The sequence below is a fragment of the Burkholderia dolosa genome, from assembly GCF_902499135.1.
Taxonomy (GTDB): domain Bacteria; phylum Pseudomonadota; class Gammaproteobacteria; order Burkholderiales; family Burkholderiaceae; genus Burkholderia; species Burkholderia dolosa.
This window is the reverse complement of the sequence record NZ_CABVPR010000001.1, coordinates 158,910-180,610: the sequence shown is the minus strand read 5'-3', so window position 1 is coordinate 180,610 and position 21,701 is coordinate 158,910. Positions and strand designations below refer to the sequence as shown.

The 21,701-nt window shown below is 66.8% G+C and carries 15 protein-coding genes and 1 riboswitch; of the genes, 8 read left to right on the top strand and 7 right to left on the bottom strand.

Going from position 1 to position 21,701, the window contains the following annotated elements:
- Positions 1-71: 71 nt before the first annotated feature.
- Entirely contained in the window at positions 72-1,175 is a 1,104-nt protein-coding gene (locus BUB20358_RS00815; RefSeq protein WP_006766790.1) for a LacI family DNA-binding transcriptional regulator, read from the top strand.
- Positions 1,176-1,329: 154 nt separating this feature from the next.
- Here the strand turns inward: BUB20358_RS00815 and BUB20358_RS00810 are convergent, their stop codons facing one another.
- Positions 1,330-2,622: an MFS transporter gene (locus tag BUB20358_RS00810; RefSeq protein ID WP_006766789.1), complete on the bottom strand. Its 1,293-nt coding sequence runs from the start codon at positions 2,620-2,622 to the stop codon at positions 1,330-1,332.
- 321 nt (positions 2,623-2,943) lie between these two features.
- Here BUB20358_RS00810 and BUB20358_RS00805 point away from each other — a divergent pair, with 321 nt between their 5' ends.
- On the top strand, positions 2,944-4,431 hold the full coding sequence (locus BUB20358_RS00805; protein WP_035974891.1) for a DNA-3-methyladenine glycosylase 2 family protein: 1,488 nt from the start codon (positions 2,944-2,946) through the stop codon (positions 4,429-4,431).
- Positions 4,428-4,961, top strand: coding sequence for a methylated-DNA--[protein]-cysteine S-methyltransferase (locus BUB20358_RS00800; protein ID WP_035974889.1), 534 nt, complete (start codon positions 4,428-4,430; stop codon positions 4,959-4,961). The genes BUB20358_RS00805 and BUB20358_RS00800 overlap by 4 nt, the downstream gene beginning before the upstream one ends.
- A gap of 46 nt (positions 4,962-5,007) precedes the next feature.
- On the opposite strand, the gene BUB20358_RS00795 is transcribed toward BUB20358_RS00800, so the two are convergent.
- The gene (locus BUB20358_RS00795) at positions 5,008-5,505 is read right to left on the bottom strand and encodes an Lrp/AsnC family transcriptional regulator (RefSeq protein WP_006766786.1); all 498 of its coding nucleotides are present in this window, start codon (positions 5,503-5,505) and stop codon (positions 5,008-5,010) included.
- A 153-nt stretch (positions 5,506-5,658) separates the two neighbouring features.
- On the opposite strand from BUB20358_RS00795, the gene glmS reads away from it, so the two are divergent.
- The gene (glmS, locus tag BUB20358_RS00790; protein WP_006766785.1) at positions 5,659-7,488 is read left to right on the top strand and encodes a glutamine--fructose-6-phosphate transaminase (isomerizing); all 1,830 of its coding nucleotides are present in this window, start codon (positions 5,659-5,661) and stop codon (positions 7,486-7,488) included.
- A gap of 464 nt (positions 7,489-7,952) precedes the next feature.
- Here glmS and BUB20358_RS00785 read toward each other — a convergent pair whose 3' ends face one another.
- Entirely contained in the window at positions 7,953-9,197 is a 1,245-nt protein-coding gene (locus tag BUB20358_RS00785; protein WP_223296993.1) for a beta-1,3-glucanase family protein, read from the bottom strand.
- A gap of 563 nt (positions 9,198-9,760) precedes the next feature.
- On the opposite strand from BUB20358_RS00785, the gene BUB20358_RS00780 reads away from it, so the two are divergent.
- Positions 9,761-10,540, top strand: coding sequence for an ABC transporter substrate-binding protein (locus BUB20358_RS00780; protein WP_035975408.1), 780 nt, complete (start codon positions 9,761-9,763; stop codon positions 10,538-10,540).
- Positions 10,541-10,818: 278 nt separating this feature from the next.
- Positions 10,819-12,306 carry an aminotransferase class V-fold PLP-dependent enzyme gene (locus BUB20358_RS00775; protein ID WP_006766783.1) on the top strand — a complete coding sequence of 496 codons (1,488 nt, stop codon included), beginning with the start codon at positions 10,819-10,821 and terminating at the stop codon, positions 12,304-12,306.
- Between the two features lie 109 nt (positions 12,307-12,415).
- Here the strand turns inward: BUB20358_RS00775 and BUB20358_RS00770 are convergent, their stop codons facing one another.
- The 3 genes from BUB20358_RS00770 to BUB20358_RS00760 form a co-directional block, all read right to left on the bottom strand.
- Positions 12,416-12,832: a hypothetical protein gene (locus tag BUB20358_RS00770; RefSeq protein ID WP_035975407.1), complete on the bottom strand. Its 417-nt coding sequence runs from the start codon at positions 12,830-12,832 to the stop codon at positions 12,416-12,418.
- 55 nt (positions 12,833-12,887) lie between these two features.
- Positions 12,888-14,741: a S10 family serine carboxypeptidase-like protein gene (locus BUB20358_RS00765; protein WP_006766781.1), complete on the bottom strand. Its 1,854-nt coding sequence runs from the start codon at positions 14,739-14,741 to the stop codon at positions 12,888-12,890.
- Between the two features lie 748 nt (positions 14,742-15,489).
- Positions 15,490-17,304, bottom strand: coding sequence for an ExeM/NucH family extracellular endonuclease (locus BUB20358_RS00760; protein ID WP_035974884.1), 1,815 nt, complete (start codon positions 17,302-17,304; stop codon positions 15,490-15,492).
- Between the two features lie 288 nt (positions 17,305-17,592).
- Positions 17,593-17,769: riboswitch (yybP-ykoY riboswitch) on the top strand.
- A gap of 74 nt (positions 17,770-17,843) precedes the next feature.
- On the opposite strand from BUB20358_RS00760, the gene BUB20358_RS00755 reads away from it, so the two are divergent.
- Together BUB20358_RS00755 and BUB20358_RS00750 are read left to right on the top strand one after the other, a co-directional pair.
- Positions 17,844-18,854: a sodium:calcium antiporter gene (locus BUB20358_RS00755; RefSeq protein ID WP_035974877.1), complete on the top strand. Its 1,011-nt coding sequence runs from the start codon at positions 17,844-17,846 to the stop codon at positions 18,852-18,854.
- A gap of 411 nt (positions 18,855-19,265) precedes the next feature.
- Entirely contained in the window at positions 19,266-20,654 is a 1,389-nt protein-coding gene (locus BUB20358_RS00750; RefSeq protein ID WP_006766778.1) for an MFS transporter, read from the top strand.
- Positions 20,655-20,732: 78 nt separating this feature from the next.
- On the opposite strand, the gene BUB20358_RS00745 is transcribed toward BUB20358_RS00750, so the two are convergent.
- Positions 20,733-21,653, bottom strand: coding sequence for a LysR family transcriptional regulator (locus BUB20358_RS00745; RefSeq protein WP_035974873.1), 921 nt, complete (start codon positions 21,651-21,653; stop codon positions 20,733-20,735).
- Positions 21,654-21,701 lie beyond the last annotated feature (48 nt).

The window sequence follows — 21,701 nt, the reverse complement described above, 5'->3', positions numbered from 1 at the left end:
TGAAATGATCCCGACGTAGCCGGAATCGGAAAACGTTTTCCAACTATACGCGCGACAAAAGCGCGGCGTCAATGGCCGAAGCCGCTTGCAGCCATCCGCACTTTCCCGATATCGGCGCGTGGCCGCGCGCCGGCTTTTTCTGCCACAATCGCCGGTACTCGAACGAAAACGTTACCCTCCGGATGAAAAAAGTTTCCCCGACGATCCGCGACGTCGCCGCGGAAGCCGGCGTATCGGTCGCGACGGTGTCGAAGTACGTGAACGGCACGCAGCGCTTCTCGCCGGCCGTCGAAGCGCGGCTCAAGGACGCGATCGAGCGGCTCGGCTACCGGTCGAATCCGCTGGCGCGCTCGATGATCACCGGGCGCACGCGCACGATCGGCCTCGTGATCCTCGACATCAGCAACCCGCACTTCACGAACGTCGTCAAAGGCGCGAACCGCGTCGCGCTGCAGCACGACTACACGCTGCTGCTCGTCGACACCGAAGAGAACCAGGCGCGCGAACGCTCGCTGATCGAAGCGCTCGCGCAGCGCGTCGACGGGCTGATCGTCAGCACGCGGATGCCCGACGAGGAAGCCGGCTGGATGCTCGATCTGCACAAGCCGCTCGTGCTGCTGCGGCGCAGCCCCGGCCTGCCGATTCCGAGCGTCGGCATCGACAACCGGCTGTCGACGTACATGCTCGCGCGTCATCTGCTCAATCTCGGCCACACGCGGATCGCGTATCTCGGCTTCGGGCCGGCGCGCGTCAACGACGAACGGATCCAGGGCGCGCGCGACTGTCTGGCCGAAGCGGGGCTCACGCTCGACGTGCACGATGCGCACGCGCCGACCGCCGACGCCGGACAGCGTGCGTGCTCGCGCGTGCTGCTCGGGCCGCAGCGGCCGCAGGCCGTGATCTGCTACAACGATCTGATTGCGCTCGGCTTCATGAAGGAAGCCGCGTCGCTCGGGTTCCGGCTGCCGCAGGACGTGTCCGTCGCCGGCGTCGACAACGTGCCGTACGGCGAATACGCGGCGCCCGCGTTGACGACCGTCGACATCCAGAGCGAGAACATGGGCGAGCTCGCGATGCAGAAGCTGATCGATGCGCTCGCCGGCCGCACCGACGCGAGCTATTCGACGTTCGAGCCGCGGCTCATCATGCGCGCGTCGACCGCGCCGGCAACCTGAAGCGCGGCGGTCGGCGCCGGTCGCCCGATGCCGGTCGCCCGATGCCGGTCGCCCGCCCTCGATCCCGACACCCGCCTATCCGCTGCGCGCGGCGTTCGCGGTCCGCATGTGAAAACGCGCCGCCCGCGCGGCGCGTCCGCATGCGGCACCGCGCTCACGCATCGAGCTTCGCGGGCTTCATCTTCGGCGTGAGCACGTGCATGACCGCGAGCGCGAGCAGATACGCGAGCGCGCCGATCGCGAACAGCACCCAGTAGTGGCCCGTGCGCTGCAGCACCTGGCCGATCACTTCCGAGAACAGCACGCCGCCGATCGAGCCGGCCATCCCGCCGATGCCGACGACCGATGCAACGGCGCGGCGCGGGAACAGGTCGGACGCCGTCGTGAACAGGTTCGCCGACCAGCCCTGATGCGCGGCCGCCGCGAGGCCGACGATCAGCACCGCGATCCACAGGCTTTGTACCTGCGACACGAACGCGATCGGCAGCACGCAGCACGCGCAGATCAGCATCGTCGTCTTGCGCGCCGCGTTCACGCCCCAGCCCGCACGCAGCAGCATCGACGACAGCCAGCCGCCGCCGATGCTGCCGACCGTCGTCAGCGCATAGATGCAGACGAGCGGCAGGCCGATGTGCTGCATGTCCATTCCGCGCGACTCGTTGAGCCACTTCGGCAGCCAGAACAGATAGAACCACCAGACCGGATCGGTCAGGAACTTGCCGATCAGGAACGCCCACGTCTCGCGCTTGCGGATCAGCTCGCGCCAGCGCGGCGCGCCGGCGTCCGCGTTCGCCGCGTCGAGCGCTTCGGCTTCGTCGCGCGGTTCGTCGTATTCGGCGGCGAGCGCGCGCGTATCGGCCGTGCGATAGAACGCGAGCCACACCGCGAGCCACACGATGCCGATCGCGCCGACGATCACGAACGCCGCGCGCCACCCGTACGCGACCGCGATCGCCGGAATGATCGCCGGCGCGAACACCGCGCCGATGTTCGCACCGGAGTTGAAGATGCCGGTCGCGAGCGCCCGTTCGCGGCGCGGAAACCATTCGGCCGTCGTCTTGATCGCCGCCGGGAAGTTGCCGCCTTCGCCGATTCCGAGCAGCGCGCGCACGAGCGCGAAGCCCGTCACGGAGCCGACCGCCGCGTGCAGCATCGCGGCGATGCTCCACACGAGCATCGCGACCGCGTACGAGATGCGCGTGCCGAGCCAGTCGACGATGCGGCCGAAGCCGAGCAGCCCGAGCGCGTAGAACGCGGAAAACGCCATCACGATCCGGCCGTACTGAACCTGGCTCCAGCCGATGTCGTGCTGCAGCATCGGCGCGAGCAGGCCGAGGATCTGCCGATCCATGTAGTTGATGACGGTCGCAAAGAACAGCAGCGCGCACACGGCCCAGCGGTAGCGGCTGGCGGCAGCGCGCACCGCGCCGACGACGGCAGATTGCATGAATGTCTCCATGCGCGGCCGCGCCTGTCGCGCCGCGCGGTGTTTCGTGCCCGGCGACAGGCGCCGGGGCGGCCGCCGTGCCGCGCGTTGCGCGGCACCGTCGGTCGCCGATCGAAATGGAAAACGTTTTTCCGAGCATACGGCGGCCGACTGTACGCTGTCAGTCCGGGATTTCGATGAGTCGTCTCAATTTCGACGGCCGAAAAAAGACGACTGCTTCGCAATGTGGCATTAATCGTTTTCTATCCGTTTTCCACACCGACGCGGCGCGCGCGGCACGCCGATACACATGTCCGATTTCGGCCAGAACGCGGCGCGCGGATGCGTTACAGTCGCCGCATGCACTTCGATCCCGACACCTGCTACGACGCGCTGCTGTCGCGGAACCGCCGCTTCGACGGCTGGTTCTTCGTCGGCGTCACGACGACCGGCGTGTATTGCCGCCCGGTCTGTCCGGTGAAGCCGCCGAAAGCCGGCCACTGCCGCTACTTCCCGACCGCCGCAGCCGCCGAGAAGGCGGGCTTTCGGCCGTGCATGCGCTGCCGGCCCGAACTCGCGCCGGGGCACGGGCTGCTCGACCTGTCCGGCAATCTGGCCGACGCAGCCGCGATGCTGATCGAAGACGGCTATCTGAACGCACACTCGGTCGACGCGCTCGCGCGGCGCGTCGGCGTGACCGAGCGGCATCTGCGCCGGATCTTCACCGCGCAGTTCGGCGTGTCGCCGGTCGAATTCGCGCAGACGCAGCGGCTGCTGATGGCGAAGCGGCTGCTGACCGACACGGCGTTGCCGCTGGCCGTCGTGGCCTCGACGGCCGGGTTCGGCAGCGTCCGCCGCTTCAACGACCTGTTCCGGCAGCGCTACGGGCTGAACCCGCTGCGCGTGCGCAAAGGCGCGGGTGCGGGCGCGAACGCCGGCGGCGACATGACGTTCCCGCTGCCTTACCGGCCGCCGTTCGCGTGGGTCGAACTGATGCGCTTTCTCGCGCAGCGGCAGATCGACGGCGTCGAGCAGGTCGATGCGCAGCGCTATGCGCGCACCGTCGAACTGCCGGCACCGCGCGGCGGCGGCCGCCTGACCGGCTGGGTGTCCGTCGCCCACGTGCCGAACCGGTTCGCGCTCGCCGTCACCGTATCGTCCACGCTGACGCCGGTCGTACCGGCCGTGCTCGCGCGCGTGCGGCGGCTGTTCGATCTCGACAGCCGTCCCGACGTGATCGACGCGCATCTCGGCGAACTCGCGGACGGCTCGCCCGGATTGCGCGTGCCCGGCGCGTTCGACGGGCTCGAGATCGCGATGCGCGCGGTCGCCGGCGAAGATCTTGCGGCAGCGCACGCGGGCGCCTTTGTCGCGCGCATCGCCGAACGGTTCGGCACGCCGCTGAACGGCGCGCCGCCCGCGTTGCCGGGCCTGACGCACACGCTGCCGTCTGCCGCGACGCTGGCCGGTCTGCCGGCGGCTGCGCTCCGGGAAATCGGCATCGCCAACGCGCCGGCGCAAGCAATCGTCGCGCTCGCCCGAGCGGTGGCCGACGGTACGCTCGCGCTCGAACCGATGGCGCCGCTCGACGCGACGCTCGCCGCGCTGCGTGCGATGCCCGGTTTCGACGAACGCGCGGTGCAATACGTCGCAATGCGCGCGATGGCGTGGCCGAATGCTTTTCCGGCCGACGTCGAGCTGCTTCGCGAACGCGCCGCCGAGCGCCCGCCGCGCACGATGTCGTCCGCGCCGGACGACGCGCGCTGGGCGCCGTGGCGCGCGTATGCGGCGCTACACGTGTGGCGCCTTCATGGAGATGCTTTGCGATGACTCCCGCTCATCTGATTTCCAGCCCGCTCGGCGACATCGCCGTGCGCATCGAAGACGATGCGCTGACCGGGCTGTTCTTCGTCGGCCAGAAGTACTATCCGCCGCTCGCGATCGCACCGGACGCCGACGTGCTCGGCAACGCGCCGCTCGCGCGCACGATCGCGCACGAAATCGCCGAATACTTCGCCGGCGCGCGCACGACGTTCTCGGTGCCGATTCGGCCGCGCGGCAGCGCGTTTCAGCAAAGCGTGTGGAACGAACTGCTCGCGATTCCGTTCGGCACGCTCGTGTCGTACGGCGAACTCACCGAACGCGTCGGGCTGCCGATGAGCGCCGCGCGCGCGGTCGGCGGCGCGGTCGGTCGCAACCCGATATCGATCATCGTGCCGTGCCATCGCGTCGTCGGCGCGTCCGGCAGCCTGACCGGCTACGCGGGCGGCATCGAGCGCAAGCGTGCGCTGCTGTCGCTCGAAGGCGCCGGGTTCCGGCGCGGCGCGCATCATCCGGCGCAGCAGGCGCTCGCGTTCTGAGCGCTGCGGTTCTCTGCCGATCGCGCGGCGGCGGCCCGCAGTCCGTTCACCGGCCGCTGCGCTTGCGCATCGCATGCGCGACCTGCGCGTTCGTCTCGAACTTCGCGCGATGCGTCGAGAAGAACGTCCGCACGTTGCGCACGTTCGACGCGCCGGTGAATAGCCGCCGCGCGAACTCGTCGTATTCGGCGACGTCGGCCAGATCGGCGATCACGATGAAATCCGGCCCCGGCGACACGCGATAGCACTGCGTGACTGCCGGCTCCGCGCACACGTAGGTTTCGAACGCGTCGTAGTCCTCGGCCGTTTGCCGGTCGAGACTGATCTCGATGATCGCGGTGACCGTCGTGCCGATCGCGGCCGGATCGAGCATCGCGACCTGCCGACGAATCACGCCGGCGTCGACGAGCCGGCGCACGCGGCGCATGCAGGTCGGCGGCGACGACAGCGCGCGCTCGGCCAGTTGCAGGTTCGAGAGCGACGCGTCGTCCTGCAGGATCGCGAGGATGCGCAGATCGAGATCGTCGAGGGTAAGGGTCGCCATCGGTGAATCGCCTGGTCGGATGTGAAATTTAATTTCAACATCATAGCCGATCGCGATCCCATTTCATTTACGTCTATATTTTGAAATTAAATTCCATAGCACCGCTTCTACCATCGCTGTCATCGATTCGGACACGATCTTACGGAGCAGAGCATGTGTGGAATTGTCGGGGCGGTTGCCCAGCGGGACATCCTCCCGAACCTCGTCGACGGGCTCAAACGGCTCGAATATCGCGGCTACGACTCGTGCGGCGTCGTCGTGTACCGTGACCGCGCGCTCGCGCGGGCGCGCAGCGTCGATCGCGTCGCGAACCTGCAGCGCGACATCGCCGCGCAACGGCTGTCCGGCTACACCGGCATCGCGCATACGCGCTGGGCGACGCACGGCGCGCCCGTCACGCTGAATGCGCATCCGCACTTCTCGCCGAGCGATGCGAACGCTCGCATCGCGCTGTCGCATAACGGGATCATCGAGAACTGCGACGCGCTGCGCGCGGAGCTCGAAGCGCACGGCTACGTGTTCGCGAGCCAGACCGACAGCGAAGCGATCGCGCATCTGATCGATCATCTGTACGACGGCGACCTGTTCGACGCGGTGCGCCGCGCGGTCGCGCGGCTGCGCGGCAGCTACGCGATCGCGGTGATGTGCCGCGACGAGCCGCACCGGATCGTCGGCGCGCGCGACGGGATGCCGCTCGTCGTCGGCGTCGGCGAAGGCGAGAACTTCCTTGCGTCCGATGCGATCGCGCTGTCCGGCATCACCGATCGCATCGCGTATCTCGAGAACGGCGACGTCGCCGATATTCAGCTGCATCGCTACTGGATCGTCGATGCGGCCGGGCAGCGCGTCGATCGTCCGGTGCAGCGCGTCGCCGCGCACAGCGGCGCGGCCGACCTCGGCTCGTATCGCTACTACATGCAGAAGGAGATCTTCGAACAGCCGCAGGCCGTCGCCGACACGCTGCTCGACGTCGCGTCGATCATGCCTGAGCTGTTCGGCGATCGCGCGTGGCGCGTGTTCAACGACGTCGATTCGGTGCTGCTGCTCGCGTGCGGCGGCAGCTACCACGCGGCGCTCACCGCGAAATACTGGATCGAGAGCATCGCGAAGCTGCCGACGAGCGTCGAGATCGCGAGCGAATTCCGCTATCGCGACAGCGTGCCGAATCCGCGCACGCTCGTCGTCGCCGTGTCGCAGAGCGGCGAGACGGCCGACGTGCTCGGCGCGGTGCACGTCGCGAAGCAGCGCGGGATGACGCATACGCTCGCGATCTGCAACGTCGCGACGAGTGCGCTGATGCCCGAATGCACGCTGCAGTTCGTCACGCGCGCGGGGATCGAGATCGGCGTCGCGTCGACGAAGGCGTTCACGACGCAGCTCGTCGCGCTGTTCCTGCTCACGCTTTCGCTTGCGCAGGTGCGTGGGCGATTGAGCGACGACGACGAAAAAACGCATCTGCGCGCGCTGCGCCATCTGCCGGACGCGATGTCGAAGGTGCTCGCGCTCGAGCCGCAGATCATGGGCTGGTCGGAACTGCTCGCCCGCCGCGACGACATGCTGTTCCTCGGCCGCGGCATGCACTATCCGATCGCGCTCGAAGGGGCGCTGAAGATGAAGGAGATTTCGTATATTCACGCGGAGGCGTATCCGGCCGGCGAGCTGAAGCACGGGCCGCTCGCGCTCGTCAGCAACGAGATGCCGGTGATCGCGGTCGCGCCGAACGACATGCTGCTCGAGAAGCTGCGGTCGAACATGCACGAGGTCAGCGCGCGCAACGGGCGACTGTTCGTGTTTGCCGACGTGGACTGCGGGTTGTCGCCGGGCAACGGGATCGACGTGATTCGGCTCAACGAATACTACGGACCGCTGTCGCCGATCCTGCATACGATCCCGATGCAATTGCTCGCGTATCACGCGGCGTTGGCGAGGGGGACGGATATCGACAAGCCGAGGAATCTGGCCAAGTCGGTGACGGTGGAGTGACAGATGGGGAATGTCGAGTGTGACGAGCAACTTCGAATCGTTTCAAGCGAAAACGCCCGCCGATACCGGTGCATGCACAACCATCGGTTAACGAGCTACGGCGTCACTCCTTCAGCGGCTTAGAACCAGCTTTCGCCGACACGTCGCAGCGGCTCGCCGTGATCGGCACACGCATGTTCGGTGCAAGAACGCGGCATGCACCGCATGCGTGGGGGCCGGGGGCAGTTCCGCGGCTCGCTCGCAGCGCGACACGACCACACGCCGCCCCCGCACACCGCCATTCCCCCGCCCGAACCCCGCTTCCCGCGTTCCCGTCCGCCGGCAGACCGACTTGTCCCACGCGGTTGCGCGAGCGCAAATCGTGTCGCCGCATCGAAACCGGCCGCACATGTCGACCGCATTCGGCCGCGATCCGATCTGCCAGCCGGTCAAACTTCCGCAACCGCACGCGCGACGTCGATCGCTTACCACCCGATCGAGATCGTCAGGCTCTTCAGATTCTCGTCGGCAGGCAGGATGGCGACCGAGCTTTGGTCGGCGGTATCGTCGAACCCCATCCCGTACGCAAGCCCGTCGATACTCACCTGGTGCCAGAAGTGCGCCCACTGATTCGACGGCGACGCCCGATAAAAACTCGACGGATCGAGCCAGTTCCGGGCGCGGGTCGCGACATGCCGGTTGATCGCGGCAGCGAGCAGCGCACCGAACGCATTGGCGTCGGTTCCTCCGGGCTGCAGCGTGCCGTTGTTGGTAAAGACGTCGTCGGTGCCGGGTTTGGCGATGTCGAACGTCGGGCCGTCGTTGCGGCTGACACGGAAAACCCGCTCGCCGTTCGCGCCCGGCACTACACGCCCTCGATATCGATTGCCGGTGCCGTCCGCCTGGTCGTTGAAGTCGAGCTCATGAATCGAGTAGTACCGCCACACGTGGTCGACGTAGCCGTCGAAATAGCGTTGCGCTGCGCCGCCGGGCTTGAAAGCGGCGCCGTGATACGGTGCGACGAGCCGTATCACCTCGTCGTCGCGATCTTTCTGTACCAGCGTCCTGAACGGCTCGTCCAGTCCAGGCTGATCGAGATACTTGTTCATCAACTGGTCGCGCGTGTCGACGCCGGACGACGATCCCACGCCCAGCGTGATGCCGCGCTTGATGTCGGTATTGCCGACACCCTTCACTTCGAACGACATCGGAATACTGAATCCGTCGACCTGCGTGATGTTGCCGCCGAACGCCACCTTCGGATGGCCTTGCGGTGCATACGTCATCTCGAACCAGTCGAACGGCGTCGCATAGTTCGGATCCGACGGATTCTCGATGTTCGGCTGCGTGTAGCCGTCCGCGACCGCATTGACCGGCATCTGCAGCCGCCGGCGAACCGACACGTAAATGCGGGTGCCGAGGTACCGCGCATCGCCGGGCAGGTACAGCGTGTGATTCGTCAGTTGCGCAAGCGTGAACGCGTGAGCGGCGAGATCGTCGCCACTAGTCAACGTACCGACCGCACCGAGCGTGCCGTCGCCTTCCGGCCCGTCCGGAACGTTCGTACTCGTCGCGTCGACGGCCGTGACCTTCCCGTCCGGCTGACTCACGATTTCAACGTAGATTTGATCGTCCGGAAGGCGGCCGTCACTGGCATTTTTCAGGTGGAGCGCAAACGATCCGTCCGGGAGCTGCGAATAAGCGATCGTCGCCGGCGCCGCGCTTTTCATCATGGATGCCTGCGCAAGCTCTGGATCGTCGGAGGATCCGCTGCTCGAACCGCCGCAACCGGACAGGAAGCAGGCAGCGAGCAATAGCGGCAAACGCCGAAGCATGCTGGTTTGAAGGATTCGGATCATAAGCGCGTAACCGGGGAAATCCTGTGTGGAATCCGCCGCAACATAGCGGCCGCGGCAACTGTACGCGGCGAGACTGAGCAAAGTGTTAGCGCGTGCGGCGCGCGTCCGGCGCTTATGCCGCGCCACGACACAGTCGGATTCGATCGGGACACCCGACCTGCGTACCCGGCCGCGAGCTTGGCCGAAGTACGAGCGTGCCCGTGCGTGAACCGCTTCCGCGCTTCCCGACCTTCATTCCGCCGAACCGCGCATCGCTTGCAGATCGGCGGCATCCTTTCCTTCTTCCCGAAAAACGGCGCGCTCTCCTGTCGACCTGCCCCGCTTGCAACAGCAGTTCGACAACCACCGTCCCGCCGAGCCGACTAAGTGTCGGCTAATGCACGCCCCCTAAACTCCCGTCCAACGATGACCAAACCGGCATGGACGAAACGCAGATGAGGAAACCGCATCTTCTGGCGATAGTGCTGTTGGCAATATCGACGACGAGCGCGTATGCCGGCGACTGGACGACGGTTCGCTTCGGCACCGCGACAAGCTATCCGCCGTTTCATTCGGAACGACCGGACGGCAGCCTGACCGGCTTCGACATCGATCTCGGCAACGAGATCTGCCGCCGCATGCACGCGCGGTGCGTATGGGTGGAGAGCGATTTCGACAGCATCATCCCCGCGTTACAGGCGCGGAAATTCGACGGCATCGTGTCGGCGCTGTCCATCACGCCGCAACGCGCGCGACAGATCGCTTTCTCGTCGAAGCTGTACGACATCCCCGCCCGGCTGGTCGCGAGGAAAGGCGCGGGGCTGCTGCCGACACCGGCGTCGCTGAAAGGCAAAAGGATCGGCGTGGTGCAAGGGTCGACGCAGGAACGCTATGCGCAGACGTACTGGGAGCCGGACGGCGCGATCGTCGTGTCGTACGAGGATCAGGAGCTCGTCTATGCGGACCTCGTCGACGGCCGGCTCGACGCGACGCTGACGAATGCGGCGCAGGCCGAATACGGTTTTCTCGATACGCCGGAAGGCGCCGACTATGCGTTTGCCGGACAGCCGCTGACCGACCCGACGATCTTCGGCGTGGGCACCGCGGTCGGCTTACGCAAGCAGGATACGGATCTCGAGGCGCGGATCGATCGAGCGATAGCCGACATGCGCAGCGACGGCACCTACGACAGGATCGCGAGAAAGTACTTCAGTTTCGACGTGTACGGCGAGTGACGACGCGCGGCGCGCAGAAGCCTCTCTGAATCTGTCGGCGATTTTCCGTCGAAGGCCCGCCGCGAAGCGGAAGCGCGGCCGATCGCGATTCCGATTCCGATCCCGATCGATAGACACGGGCTCGCGATCCCGCCGACCCGACGAAGAAACCGATTCTCCGCAACCGCACGTCGCGCAAATATTTTCCTATCTCCGACGCAATACAAAGCCCAATTTGGAGGCTTTTTCCCCGTCGCCGCCCGTATCATTTCTCCCGTTCCGAAGCGCAAGAGAAAAACATGAGCGATAGCACCCGGTTGCATTACCTCGACTACGCGGCGACGACGCCCGCGGACCCGCGAGTCATCGAAGCGATGACGGCCTGCCTCGGCATCGACGGCATCTTCGGCAATCCTGCATCGAGCTCGCACGCGGCCGGCCGCGTCGCGAAGCAGAAGGTCGAGCGCGCGCGCGAACAGGTCGCCGCGCTCATCGGCGCGCACGCGGACGAAATCGTCTGGACGTCGGGCGCCACCGAGTCGAACAACCTCGCGCTGAAAGGCTATGCGGATACCGCGACCGACAGGCGCCATCTGATCACGAGCCGCATCGAGCACAAGGCCGTGCTCGACACGATGGCGAACCTGTCGAAGCGCGGCATGACGGTTACCTTCCTGTCGCCCACACCGGACGGCGAAATCACGGCGGACGCAGTGGCCGCGGCGATCGGTCCCGACACCGGGCTCGTATCGCTGATGCTCGTGAACAACGAGCTCGGCACGCTGACCGACGTCGGCGCGATCGCCCGCGTCGTGCACGCGGCCGGCGCGCTGCTCCACGTCGACGCCGCGCAGGCGCTCGGCAAGACGCCGATCGACGTACACGCGCTCGGCATCGATCTGATGTCGATGTCCGCGCACAAGGTGTACGGTCCGAAAGGGATCGGCGCGCTGTACGTGCGCCGCGAAATCGCCGCCCGCATCGCACCGCAGATTCATGGCGGCGGACACGAGCGCGGGCTGCGCTCGGGCACGCTCGCGACGCATCAGATCGTCGGCATGGGCGTCGCATGCGAACTGGCAGCCGACGAACTCGCCGGCGAAACCGCACGAATCGCGGCGCTCAACGCACGGCTGCGACAAGCGGTGCTCGCGCTCGGCGACGTCACGCACAACGCGGCGGCAGCGCGGCGCATCCCGCACACGCTGAGCCTCACCGTGAATGCGCCGGGCTTTTTCCCGTTCATGCTCGGCGATGCGCTCGCCGTGTCGTCGACGTCCGCGTGCAATTCGAACAGCGGCGCACCGTCCCACGTGCTGACGGCGATCGGCGTCGATGCGCATGCAGCGAGCCGCACCGTTCGCATCAGCTTCGGCCGTTTTACGACCGAGCAGGACGTCGACTTCGCGATCGACTGTTTCCGGCGCGCGATCGAGCAATGCCGATCGGCCGCGTCGACGGGGTTCGTCGCGTCGCGGCAAATCGTGCCGGACGACCTGAAAGCGATCCGCAGCGCCGGCTTCCGCTCGGTGATCTGCAATCGGCCGGACGGCGAAGAGGCCGATCAGCCCGCGTTCGACGCAATCGCCGCGGTCGCGCGCGAACTCGGGATGGACGCGCGTTATCTGCCGGTCGAACGCGACCGGATCGGCGATGCGGAAGTCGACGCGTTCGATGCGCTGCTCGACTCGCTCGCGAAGCCCGTGCTCGCGTATTGCCGAAGCGGGAGCCGATCGGCTGCGCTGTGGAACCAGCTCGCGTGCCGGCGCATGGCATCGGCCGAGTAAACGACGTCACGATCGAGCCGCGTGAGCGACGCGGCACGGCGCATCGTCAACGCGCCGACGGTCGGTGCGCATCGCACGCCGACCGTCGCCCGCGTGCACCGCTACCTCGCTACTCCTGCTGGTTTTGTTGCTGCTGCAACTGTCGCTGCTGAATGAACTGCCGCACATCGCTCATCGTCACGCGGCCCGTGTGTTTCGCATCGATCTCGTCGAAGTGCTGCGCGACGAAGCCGAGGCCGCTGCTTTGTGCCTGCGCCTTCGTGACGGCCGCACCGTTGCTCAGCACCGTATTGCCGCCGAGCCGCGCGTCGACGCGCTGCTGCGCCTGCTGCTGCAGCGTCGCACCGGTCGACGGCAGCACCGGCGCCGCGCGCGTCGCAGGAAAGAACGGACCGTCGACGCCGTGCGCGCCGCGCGGCAGCTTCACCGGCGCGACGGCCTGCGGCGGCAGCGCATACGCGCTGCTTGCCATCGCGCCGGCGACGATCAACGAAGAGATACGCCGCATCGAGTTGAGTAAGGACATGATCGCTCGCATTCGGTAAAGGAACAGGGAGTTCGTTCGACGCCTGCGCGCCGGTTCATGGCGCCGCGGCCAGCGTCGCGGCGGCCGTCGCGCCGCCGGGCGTGCTGCCGGTCGGCGTGCCGGCCGGATTCTCGTCCGGCCACGGCGGCGGCAGCATGCGCAGCGTCAGCGCGGTCGGAATCCGCTTGCCCTGATAGAACAGCTTCAGGTCGCGCTTCATCTGTGGGCGTGCGACGTCGTCCAGATACGTCATGTGCCCGCCCTGGAAGAAGTTCACCTGCAGCTTCGGATTCAAACCCTTCACCGTCTGCAGTCGCGCGAGCTGCTTCTCGGTGTTGAAGAACGGCGTCGCGAGATCGTGCAGGCCGTTCTCCGCGAGCACCTTCAGCTTCGGATTCAGCTGCAGCGCGCCGAGCAGATCGGGAATCGTGTCGGGCATCGGCTGGCCGTCGTGCGAGAAGTCCCATACCTCGATGATCGCGTCGTTCAACGGCAGGTACGTCGCGTTCGGCGCGGTATAGCCGAGATAGTCGGGCATCTGCGTCGCGAGTGCGTTCGTGAACGGCTGCGAAATCAGGATGTCCGACGGATCGCCGTCGCTTTGCAGCCGCGGATCCGAGTTCGGCAACGACACGCGTCCGTCGTAACGACCGATCGTCGTGCCGGGCAGCAGGCTCGTGTTGAACGGATTCGCGTTGAAGTAGCCGCGCAGCGCCTGCACCGTCAGGCTCGACGGCAGCGACCACAACCGCAGCGTCGCGTCGCTCGGGAACACCGGCGTGCCGAGCGCATCCGGAATGCCGAGCTGGCTCAGCACCCACGACTGCGAATACTTCTGCAGCTGGTTGTAGATGAGCGTCGTGAACAGCTCCGTCTGCAGCGCATACAGATCCTGGTTGGCCGGCGCCGGCGATACCTGGTTGAAGTACGCCGCCACCGCCGCGTAGCCGGGCAGATAACCGGCGACGGTATCGGTGTCGAGCAGCAGCCCTTCGGTCGACTGCGTGATCGCGACCGCTTCGACCGCATCCGCGAAGTAGTTGAGGATCGACGACTGCAGCACGACGCCCGTCAGATGCACGCCCGCCGATTCGAGCGCGAGCGCGAGCATGTCGGTACGCGGCGTGCCGTACGACTCGCCGTACAGATAGATCGGCGAACTGCCGCGGTTGTTGACCGTCAGGTAGCGCTGGATGAAGTCGCGCATGATGTTGACGTCCGCGTCGGTGCTCCAGTACTTCTGGTTCGTGTTCGGCAGCACCGCTTCGGACAGCCCGGTTCCGGGCGGATCGATGAACACGAGATCGGTCGTGTCGATCAGGCTTTCCTGGTTGTCGACGAGCGGATAGTTCGGCCAGTCGTTGCCGAACAGCGGGTCCGGCGTCGCGACGCGCGTCGGCGAGAATGCGCCGAGACGCAGCCAGATCGAAGACGAGCCGGGGCCGCCGTTATAGACGAACGTGACCGGCCGCGGCTTGCCGTTCGTGCTCGGCGCGGTGTACGCGACGTACGACATCGACGCTTCCGGGTTGCCGTTCGCGTCCTGCGCGGTCAGATGGCCGGTGGTCGTCGTGTAGTTGACGGTCGTGCCGCCGCCGTTCCACTGGTAGTGCATCACCGCCGCCTTCTCGGACACCTGCGACGGCGCGAGGCCGTCGGTCGCGTTCATCGAATACGCGACGGGATCGACGTACGGCTGGTTCGCGGCCGACGTCTGTCCGGCGGCCGACGATTGCGCGCTCGCCTGCCGGCTCGCGGTGGCCTGCGCGAGACTCGATACGCCGACCGACGACGAATCGTCGCCGCCGCACGCCGCGAGCACCGCGGTCATCGCGGCCAATGCGCCTAGCGCGGCCAGCCGGCCATGACGGCCACGGCGGCTGCCGCTACTGCTCCTGTCTGGTTTCATGCCTCTGTCCTTGGTGTGGGGTACGAATGCCGCTTCACAAAGGCCGCCTTTGCCGGCGAGACGCGCACGCTCACCCGCCACTCGCGCTGCCCGGTCGGCATACGGCGGTTGGGGATTGCACTTCTTCAAGAGACTGAATCGATACAGACACAGCAAACTGCTGGCGGAGATGGATGCTCGAACGCCGCCCCCTGCAGTTTTGAACGACTTTTTGTATGACGAGATTTACGACAGAAACAAAAATAGGCGGTGCTGCGCCGCGTTGTCAAAGATCATTCCGATATTAAAAATGTTCTTATGATGCGGACGAACGTCAGTGTCTGGATTTTGAAAGAAAGCGCGGTTATTCGCGATCGATCGGCTTTATTGCGGCGCCGATCGCGCATGCGCCGCGCGGGTTCCGCATGATGGCCGTTTCTTTTAATGATCGAAGCGCGGCTTCCGGAAGTTTTCAAATCGACAGGATTTGTCTTTCATTCTAATTATCCAAATCGATTAATCGGGATCGCCCGCCTTAATAAGGCCTCGCATCCTGAAAATACCGATTTTTATAATGATCCCGAACACGCCGCGGAATTATTTACACGGTATTCAGGCAGGTATCGCGATGCGCGCGGCCGCATTGCGGCGCTCTTCGGGGCATTCACGGTCAGACGGCGATCGTGGGCCGCGCGCGTGTCTGCTTGTGGCCGCGTGTCGGTATCGCTATCGAGCGCCGCGGTCCGCCCGGCACAAACTCCGGCGTTCGTCAGCGGCCGCCGCCCGGCAGCGCGATGTCGACCAGCACCGGATCGTGATCGGACGAACGATACGCGTCCGGCGCGTAGTACGTGTTCTGCTGTTCGGCCGACTTGTACGCGAGCGTGTACTGCAGCGCGATCGGCTCGTCCGCGTTGATGTGCCATTCGTGCACGGCCTTCACGTGCGATGCGAGCGGCAGCGACGCCAGCGCGTGGTCGAGATAGCCGGCTTCACCGTTGTACACGTAGCTGTATGCGTCCGCGCCGACCCAGCGCGACACGAGATTGCGATAGCCGCGCGCTTCGAGCACGCGGATCGGATCTTCGAACGTGTAGCTGTTGAAGTCGCCGATCAGCAGCACGCCCTGCCCCGCGACGCCGGTCGGCGTGCCGGCCAGCCAGTCGGCGAGCTTCGCGGCGGCACGCGTGCGTGTCGCGTTCCAGCAGCCCTGACCGTCGCCCTGATCGAGATCGTCGTTCGCCGCGTCCGGGCAGTTCTTCGACTTCAGATGGTTGACCGCGATGGTGAGCGCCTGCTTGCCGCCGATGCGGCGGAACGATTGCGCGAGCGGCTGGCGGTTCTTGTCGTCGATCGCGAGCGTCGCCGCGCGGCCGACCGGCTCGACCTTGCGGCTGTCGTAGATCATCGCGACGGCGATCGCGTCGCCGCCGAGCCGCGGCGTGCCCGGATCGACCACGCGCCAGTGGCTGCCGAGCTTCGCCGCGAGCTGACGCACCGCGCTCAGTTCGCCGTAGCCGTTGTTCTGAATCTCCATCAGCCCGATCACGTCCGCATCGAGCGCCTTCAGCGCGCTGACGATCTTCGCGTCCTGACGCAGGAATTCCTGATACGTCTTCGCGCCGCGATTGTCCGGATCGTCGAAGCCGCCGCCGACACCGTTCCCGTTGAAGTAGTTCAGCACGTTGAACGACGCGACGCGCAGGTTCGAATGCGGCGCGCGTGCAGGCGCGCGCGTGCGCGGGTTCGCACGCGCGTCGAACGCGGGCGCGGCCGCATCCGGCAGCGGCTGAACGCGCCACGCGCCGTAGCGCACCTCGAGCACGCCTTCGACGTCGCGCACCGTGTAGCCCGAACGCAGCGTGTTCGCGGCCGACAGCTGCGGCGCCGGATACGGAACGCTCGCCGGATTCTGCTTGTTCGAGCCGTCGTCGAGAATCAGCCGGTTGCGTGCGTTCGCATCGATCTGCGTCTTTGCGTACGCGGGCGGCACGACGCTCGTCGGCGTACGCAGCCGGCCGTTGCTGAGCAGCACGCTGCCGTAGCGGCCGAGCTCGTACGTGTCGGTGACGGTCAGCGTCTGCGGCAGCCGCACGCGCATCCCTTCGTACGCGGCGAACGCGTTCGGATTGTCGACCGGCAGCGTGAGCGTCGCGGGCGTGACCGTCTGGCCGTTCGCACACACCGCGATCGCGCCGGCGAGCGTCAGTTGCGTCTGACCGTACTTCTCCTCGACCTTGCCGGTCACATGCACGAGATCACCGGCTTTCGCGCGCGCTTTCGGCGCATAGACGAACAGCCCTTCGGACACGCCCGGCTGGTTGCGGCGCTGCGAATCGGCTTGCTGGACGAAGAAGCCGCCGAAGCCGTCGGTGCCGCCGAAATCCGCGGTGACGACCGCTTCGATCGACACGGTCCGGCCCGCGAGCGGCGACGGCGCGCCGGCGCCCTGAATGTCGGCGATCGGCGTCGCGCTACCGCCGCAGTTCGGGCTGACCGGCGCCGCGCCGGCGGCGAATGCCGGTGCTGCAACCAGCGCAGGCAGCAGCAACAGCGAAGCAAACGAACGGATCGTCGAGCGCATAACAGGCATCCCGGTGATGAGATGGGCGAAAGCTTAGCGGCGCTCGATGACAGTTTGTAGTAACCGGAAGACAGGGGAATGTAATTATTTCCATGTCGATCGAACGCGGTGACGCGTTGCGCCGGGCGGCACCGCATCCGGCGAGCGCCGGACGACGCGCGTGGCGGCCGTATGCGGCGCGTGCGGCGGGCACGACGAACGCATTGCAGCGCTCACAGGCGCGATCGATGCGCAACGGGCCGCAAGGCCGGCGCAAGCTTGCCGAACACCATCCGCTCCGCTAGACTGGCCGACGTCTTTTGGGAGTAGCCTGCTTTCCGCTGCCGGAAAGCGAACGCGTCAACACACTCGGCCGCCGGCCGTGGCGCGTTCGGCCGAATCGGTCTGGCGAGACCAGAGGCGCATCGCGTCGTTCCCGGTCGGACGTCGGCGGATGCGCCATGGTTATCGTCTACGTCCGACCACGGAGTCCCCATGTCTCTTTCCGTCGTCCTCCCGCGCTTCACCGTCTCCGTCGTCCGTGCCTGCGGAGGTGCGGCATGACGGTCATGCTCGTCGAACTCGCGTTCATGCTGATCGTCATCCTCGTCGCGGCCGAACTGTTCACGAACGCGCTCGAACATCTCGGCGAACGCCTGAAGATCTCCGAAGGCGTGACAGGCTCGCTGTTCGCGGCCGTCGGCACCGCGCTGCCCGAAACGATGGTGCCGCTGCTCGCGCTCATCGGCGGCACGTCGAATCAGGCGGTGAACGAGGAAATCGGCGTCGGCGCGATTCTCGGCGCGCCGCTGATGCTCGCCACGCTGACCACGTTCCTGATGTCCGTCGCGGTGATCGGCTCGCGCGGGCTGCGCGGCACGATCGCGCCCGAACGAACCGGCTTCGTGCGCGACCTGAACTACTTCCTCGCGGCGTTCGTGCTGGCCGCCGGCGCCATGTTCGTCCCGCATCACAACTCGGCCATTCGCGCGCTGCTGGCCGCCGCGATGGTCGGCATCTACGTGCTGTACGTGTTCATGACGTTCCGCGCATCGAGCCGGCTCGTCGATGCCGGACACGGCACCGAAGCGCCGCACGCGATGTTCCTGTCGCGTATCGGCATGCCGACCAACCTCGCGACGATCGCCCTGCAGCTGCTGCTCGGCGTCGCGCTGCTCGTCGGCGGCGCGAAGGGCTTCATTCACGGCGTCGAACGCGTATCGCAGCTGATCGGCGTCTCGGCGCTGCTGCTGTCGCTGATCATCGTGCCGATCGCGACCGAGCTGCCGGAGAAGATCAACAGCGTACTGTGGATCCGGCGCAGAAAGGACACGCTCGCGTTCGGCAACATCACCGGCGCGATGGTGTTCCAGGGCACGCTGCTGCCGGCGATCGGAATCATGCTGACGCCGTGGGAGCCGCGCCCCGAAGTGCTGACCGGCGTGATCATCACGATCGCGGCCGCGCTGTGGCTGCGCATTCATGCGCGCACGCACGGGCTCGCGATCTGGGCGCTGCTCGCGAACGGCGCCGGCTATGCCGGTTATCTGTTCGTCACGCTCGCACGCTGAACCTCGTGAGCAAGCGCGCGCGTCGGCCTGCGGCGCGTGCGCTGCTGCACGGCCCGCCGCTCGCGACTGCCGCTGTACTGCGCGAGCGCCGATGCCGATTTCATGCACGGTCGATATCGGCGTCGTACCGGAAACGCACTTCCCTCGCGCGCTGACTCATCGCCCCGCGCGCGAGTCGATGCGCGTCGGCACGCGCACGCGGCCGCTTCGTCAATCGAGCGCCGCACGCGCACGGTGCCGATCATCGTCCCGCATGTTCGTGAAGAACGACCGCACGCGTCCCAGTAATAGGGAAGCCTGCCCAAATGTTGACGCGCTCGGCCGCGCCGCTCTAACGTTTGCTCCAACGCCATTCGATACGGCCGCTCCGCCACGCGGGCGACGGCCGGGCACAGAACACAGGAGACGACCGTGGCCCCTTCCGCGTCCCGCATCGACGATGCGTCCCCGCCGCAGCAGCAGCCGCAACACGCGCGCGCCGCGACCTCGCAAGATTCTTCCGTTGCACCCGCAACGACCGCGCCGCCGACCCGCAAGCGTCTGCTGATCCTCGCGCTGCTGTTCGTCACGGTCGTGATCAACTATCTCGACCGCAGCAATCTGTCGATCGCCGCGCCCGAGCTGTTCAAGGCGCTGAACATCGACCCGGTGCGCGCGGGCCTCGTGTTCTCCGCGTTCGGCTGGACCTATGCGCTGATGCAGATTCCCGGCGGCTGGCTCGTCGACAAGGTGTCGCCGCGTGTGCTGTACGCGGGCGCGCTCGCGCTGTGGTCGGCGGCGACGCTGCTGCTCGGCTTTGCCGGTTCGTTCGTCGGACTGGTCGTGCTGCGTCTCGCGGTCGGCGCGCTCGAGGCGCCCGCCTATCCGATCAACAACCGCGTCGTGACGACGTGGTTCCCGACCCGCGAACGCGCGAGCGCGATCGGCGGCTACACGTCCGGGCAGTTCGTCGGCCTCGCGTTCCTGACGCCGATCCTCGCATGGCTGCAGGTGCATCTCGGCTGGCACATGGTGTTCGTCGCGACGGGGCTCGTCGGCATCGTGTGGGCGGCGATCTGGTATGCGGTGTATCGCGAGCCGCGCGCATGCCGCGGCATCAACGCGGCCGAGCTCGCGCTGATCCGCGACGGCGGCGGACTCGTCGATCTCGAAGACCGCATCGCCGCGCGGCGCGAGCGCACGCCGTCGACGTGGCGCGATCTCGGCATCGTGCTCGGCCGGCGCAAGCTGTGGGGCATCTATCTCGGCCAGTTCGCGCTGAACTCGACGCTGTGGTTCTTCCTCACGTGGTTCCCGACCTATCTGGTGAAGTACCGCGGAATGGACTTCATCAAGTCCGGCTTTCTCGCATCGCTGCCGTTTCTCGCGGCGTTCGTCGGCGTGCTGTGCTCGGGCCTGCTGTCGGACTGGCTGATGCGTCGCGGCGCGTCGCAAGGCTTCGCGCGCAAGCTGCCGATCATCTCGGGGCTGCTGATCTCGACGTGCATCATCGGCGCGAACTACGTGAGCTCGACCGGCTGGGTCATCGCATTCATGACGATCGCGTTCTTCGGCAACGGGTTCGCGTCGATCACGTGGTCGCTCGTGTCGGGGCTCGCGCCGGCGCGGCTGCTCGGCCTGACCGGCGGCGTGTTCAACCTGATCGGCAATCTCGCCGCGATCGCGACGCCGATCGTGATCGGGCTGCTCGTCGACGGCGCCGACTTCTCACGCGCGATCACGTACATCGCCGCGCTCGCGCTGGCCGGCAGCCTGTCGTACGGGCTGCTCGTCGGCAAGGTCGAGCGGATCGACGCGTAAGCGGCGATCGCCACGCTGCGTCGTGGGCCGCGACGCGGTCGCGCGGCGCACGGCATCGGGTACGCAACACGCGCACGCCTACGCGGCAAGCGCACGCGTGCCGATGTCGAATGCGCGACGCAGATCGTCGCAGAACGCATCGACGATCGGCTTGCCGCTCGCGCTGCGCTTCATCGCGAGATGCATCGGCACGTCGAACCCGAACGTCGCGCGTCCGACCGCCTTCACGAGCCCGCGCTGCTCGAACGGCTCCGCGTAATGCGCGGGCAGATAGCCGAGATGGCCGCCCGACAGGATCAGGACGGTCGCCGCCTCGATGCTGTCCGCGCTCGCGGTCACGCGCCGCTCCGGCAGCGCGAGCTGTTCCTCCGGCACGGGATACGTGCGCCACACCCAGTCGTACGCCTGCAGATCGTCGGCCGTCACCGGCCGCGACGCATGAAACAGCGGGTGTCCGCGCCCGCAATAGATCGCCTGCTGCTCGGTGAAGAGCGGCGTGTAGTCGAGCCCCGGCACGCGATGCCAGAAATAGCCGATCGCGAGATCGAGCTGATTGTTGACGAGGCCTTCCTCGAGCTCCTGCGGCGACGCGATCTTCATCGCGAACGTGACGGCCTGGTCGCGCTGGCGGAACGCGCCGATCGCATCGGCGAGCCGCGCATTCTCGACGAGCGGCGCCTGCCCGATCAGGCCGATCGACAGCGTGCCGACCAGCTTGCGATCGATGTCGCGCACGCGCGCGACGAACTCGGACGTCGCCGCGACCAGCGTGCGCGCGGTCGCCGCGAAACGCTCGCCCTTCGACGTCAGGCGAAACCCGCCGCGGCCGCGATCGCACAGCTTGAAGCCGACGCGCGTCTCGAGCGCCGAAAGCTGCGTGCTGATCGTCGACTGCCGCACGCCGAGCGATGCTTCGGCGGCCGTGATGCCGCGCGCGTCGACGACGGCGAGAAAGACCCGGATGAGGCGGAGATCGAGATCGGTGGTATTCGAAAACATGCTGGCTGCCGCTGCGCATGTGCGCGTTGTCCGCGGCCGGCACGATGG

Bases quoted from the DNA above. Each gene is read 5' to 3' on its own strand.
- BUB20358_RS00815 (WP_006766790.1), top strand. From the start codon at position 72: ATGGCCGAAGCCGCTTGCAGCCATCCGCACTTTCCCGATATCGGCGCG.
- BUB20358_RS00810 (WP_006766789.1), bottom strand. From the start codon at position 2,622: ATGCAATCTGCCGTCGTCGGCGCGGTGCGCGCTGCCGCCAGCCGCTAC.
- BUB20358_RS00805 (WP_035974891.1), top strand. From the start codon at position 2,944: ATGCGTTACAGTCGCCGCATGCACTTCGATCCCGACACCTGCTACGAC.
- BUB20358_RS00800 (WP_035974889.1), top strand. From the start codon at position 4,428: ATGACTCCCGCTCATCTGATTTCCAGCCCGCTCGGCGACATCGCCGTG.
- BUB20358_RS00795 (WP_006766786.1), bottom strand. From the start codon at position 5,505: ATGGCGACCCTTACCCTCGACGATCTCGATCTGCGCATCCTCGCGATC.
- glmS (WP_006766785.1), top strand. From the start codon at position 5,659: ATGTGTGGAATTGTCGGGGCGGTTGCCCAGCGGGACATCCTCCCGAAC.
- BUB20358_RS00785 (WP_223296993.1), bottom strand. From the start codon at position 9,197: ATGAAAAGCGCGGCGCCGGCGACGATCGCTTATTCGCAGCTCCCGGAC.
- BUB20358_RS00780 (WP_035975408.1), top strand. From the start codon at position 9,761: ATGAGGAAACCGCATCTTCTGGCGATAGTGCTGTTGGCAATATCGACG.
- BUB20358_RS00775 (WP_006766783.1), top strand. From the start codon at position 10,819: ATGAGCGATAGCACCCGGTTGCATTACCTCGACTACGCGGCGACGACG.
- BUB20358_RS00770 (WP_035975407.1), bottom strand. From the start codon at position 12,832: ATGTCCTTACTCAACTCGATGCGGCGTATCTCTTCGTTGATCGTCGCC.
- BUB20358_RS00765 (WP_006766781.1), bottom strand. From the start codon at position 14,741: ATGAAACCAGACAGGAGCAGTAGCGGCAGCCGCCGTGGCCGTCATGGC.
- BUB20358_RS00760 (WP_035974884.1), bottom strand. From the start codon at position 17,304: ATGCGCTCGACGATCCGTTCGTTTGCTTCGCTGTTGCTGCTGCCTGCG.
- BUB20358_RS00755 (WP_035974877.1), top strand. From the start codon at position 17,844: ATGACGGTCATGCTCGTCGAACTCGCGTTCATGCTGATCGTCATCCTC.
- BUB20358_RS00745 (WP_035974873.1), bottom strand. From the start codon at position 21,653: ATGTTTTCGAATACCACCGATCTCGATCTCCGCCTCATCCGGGTCTTT.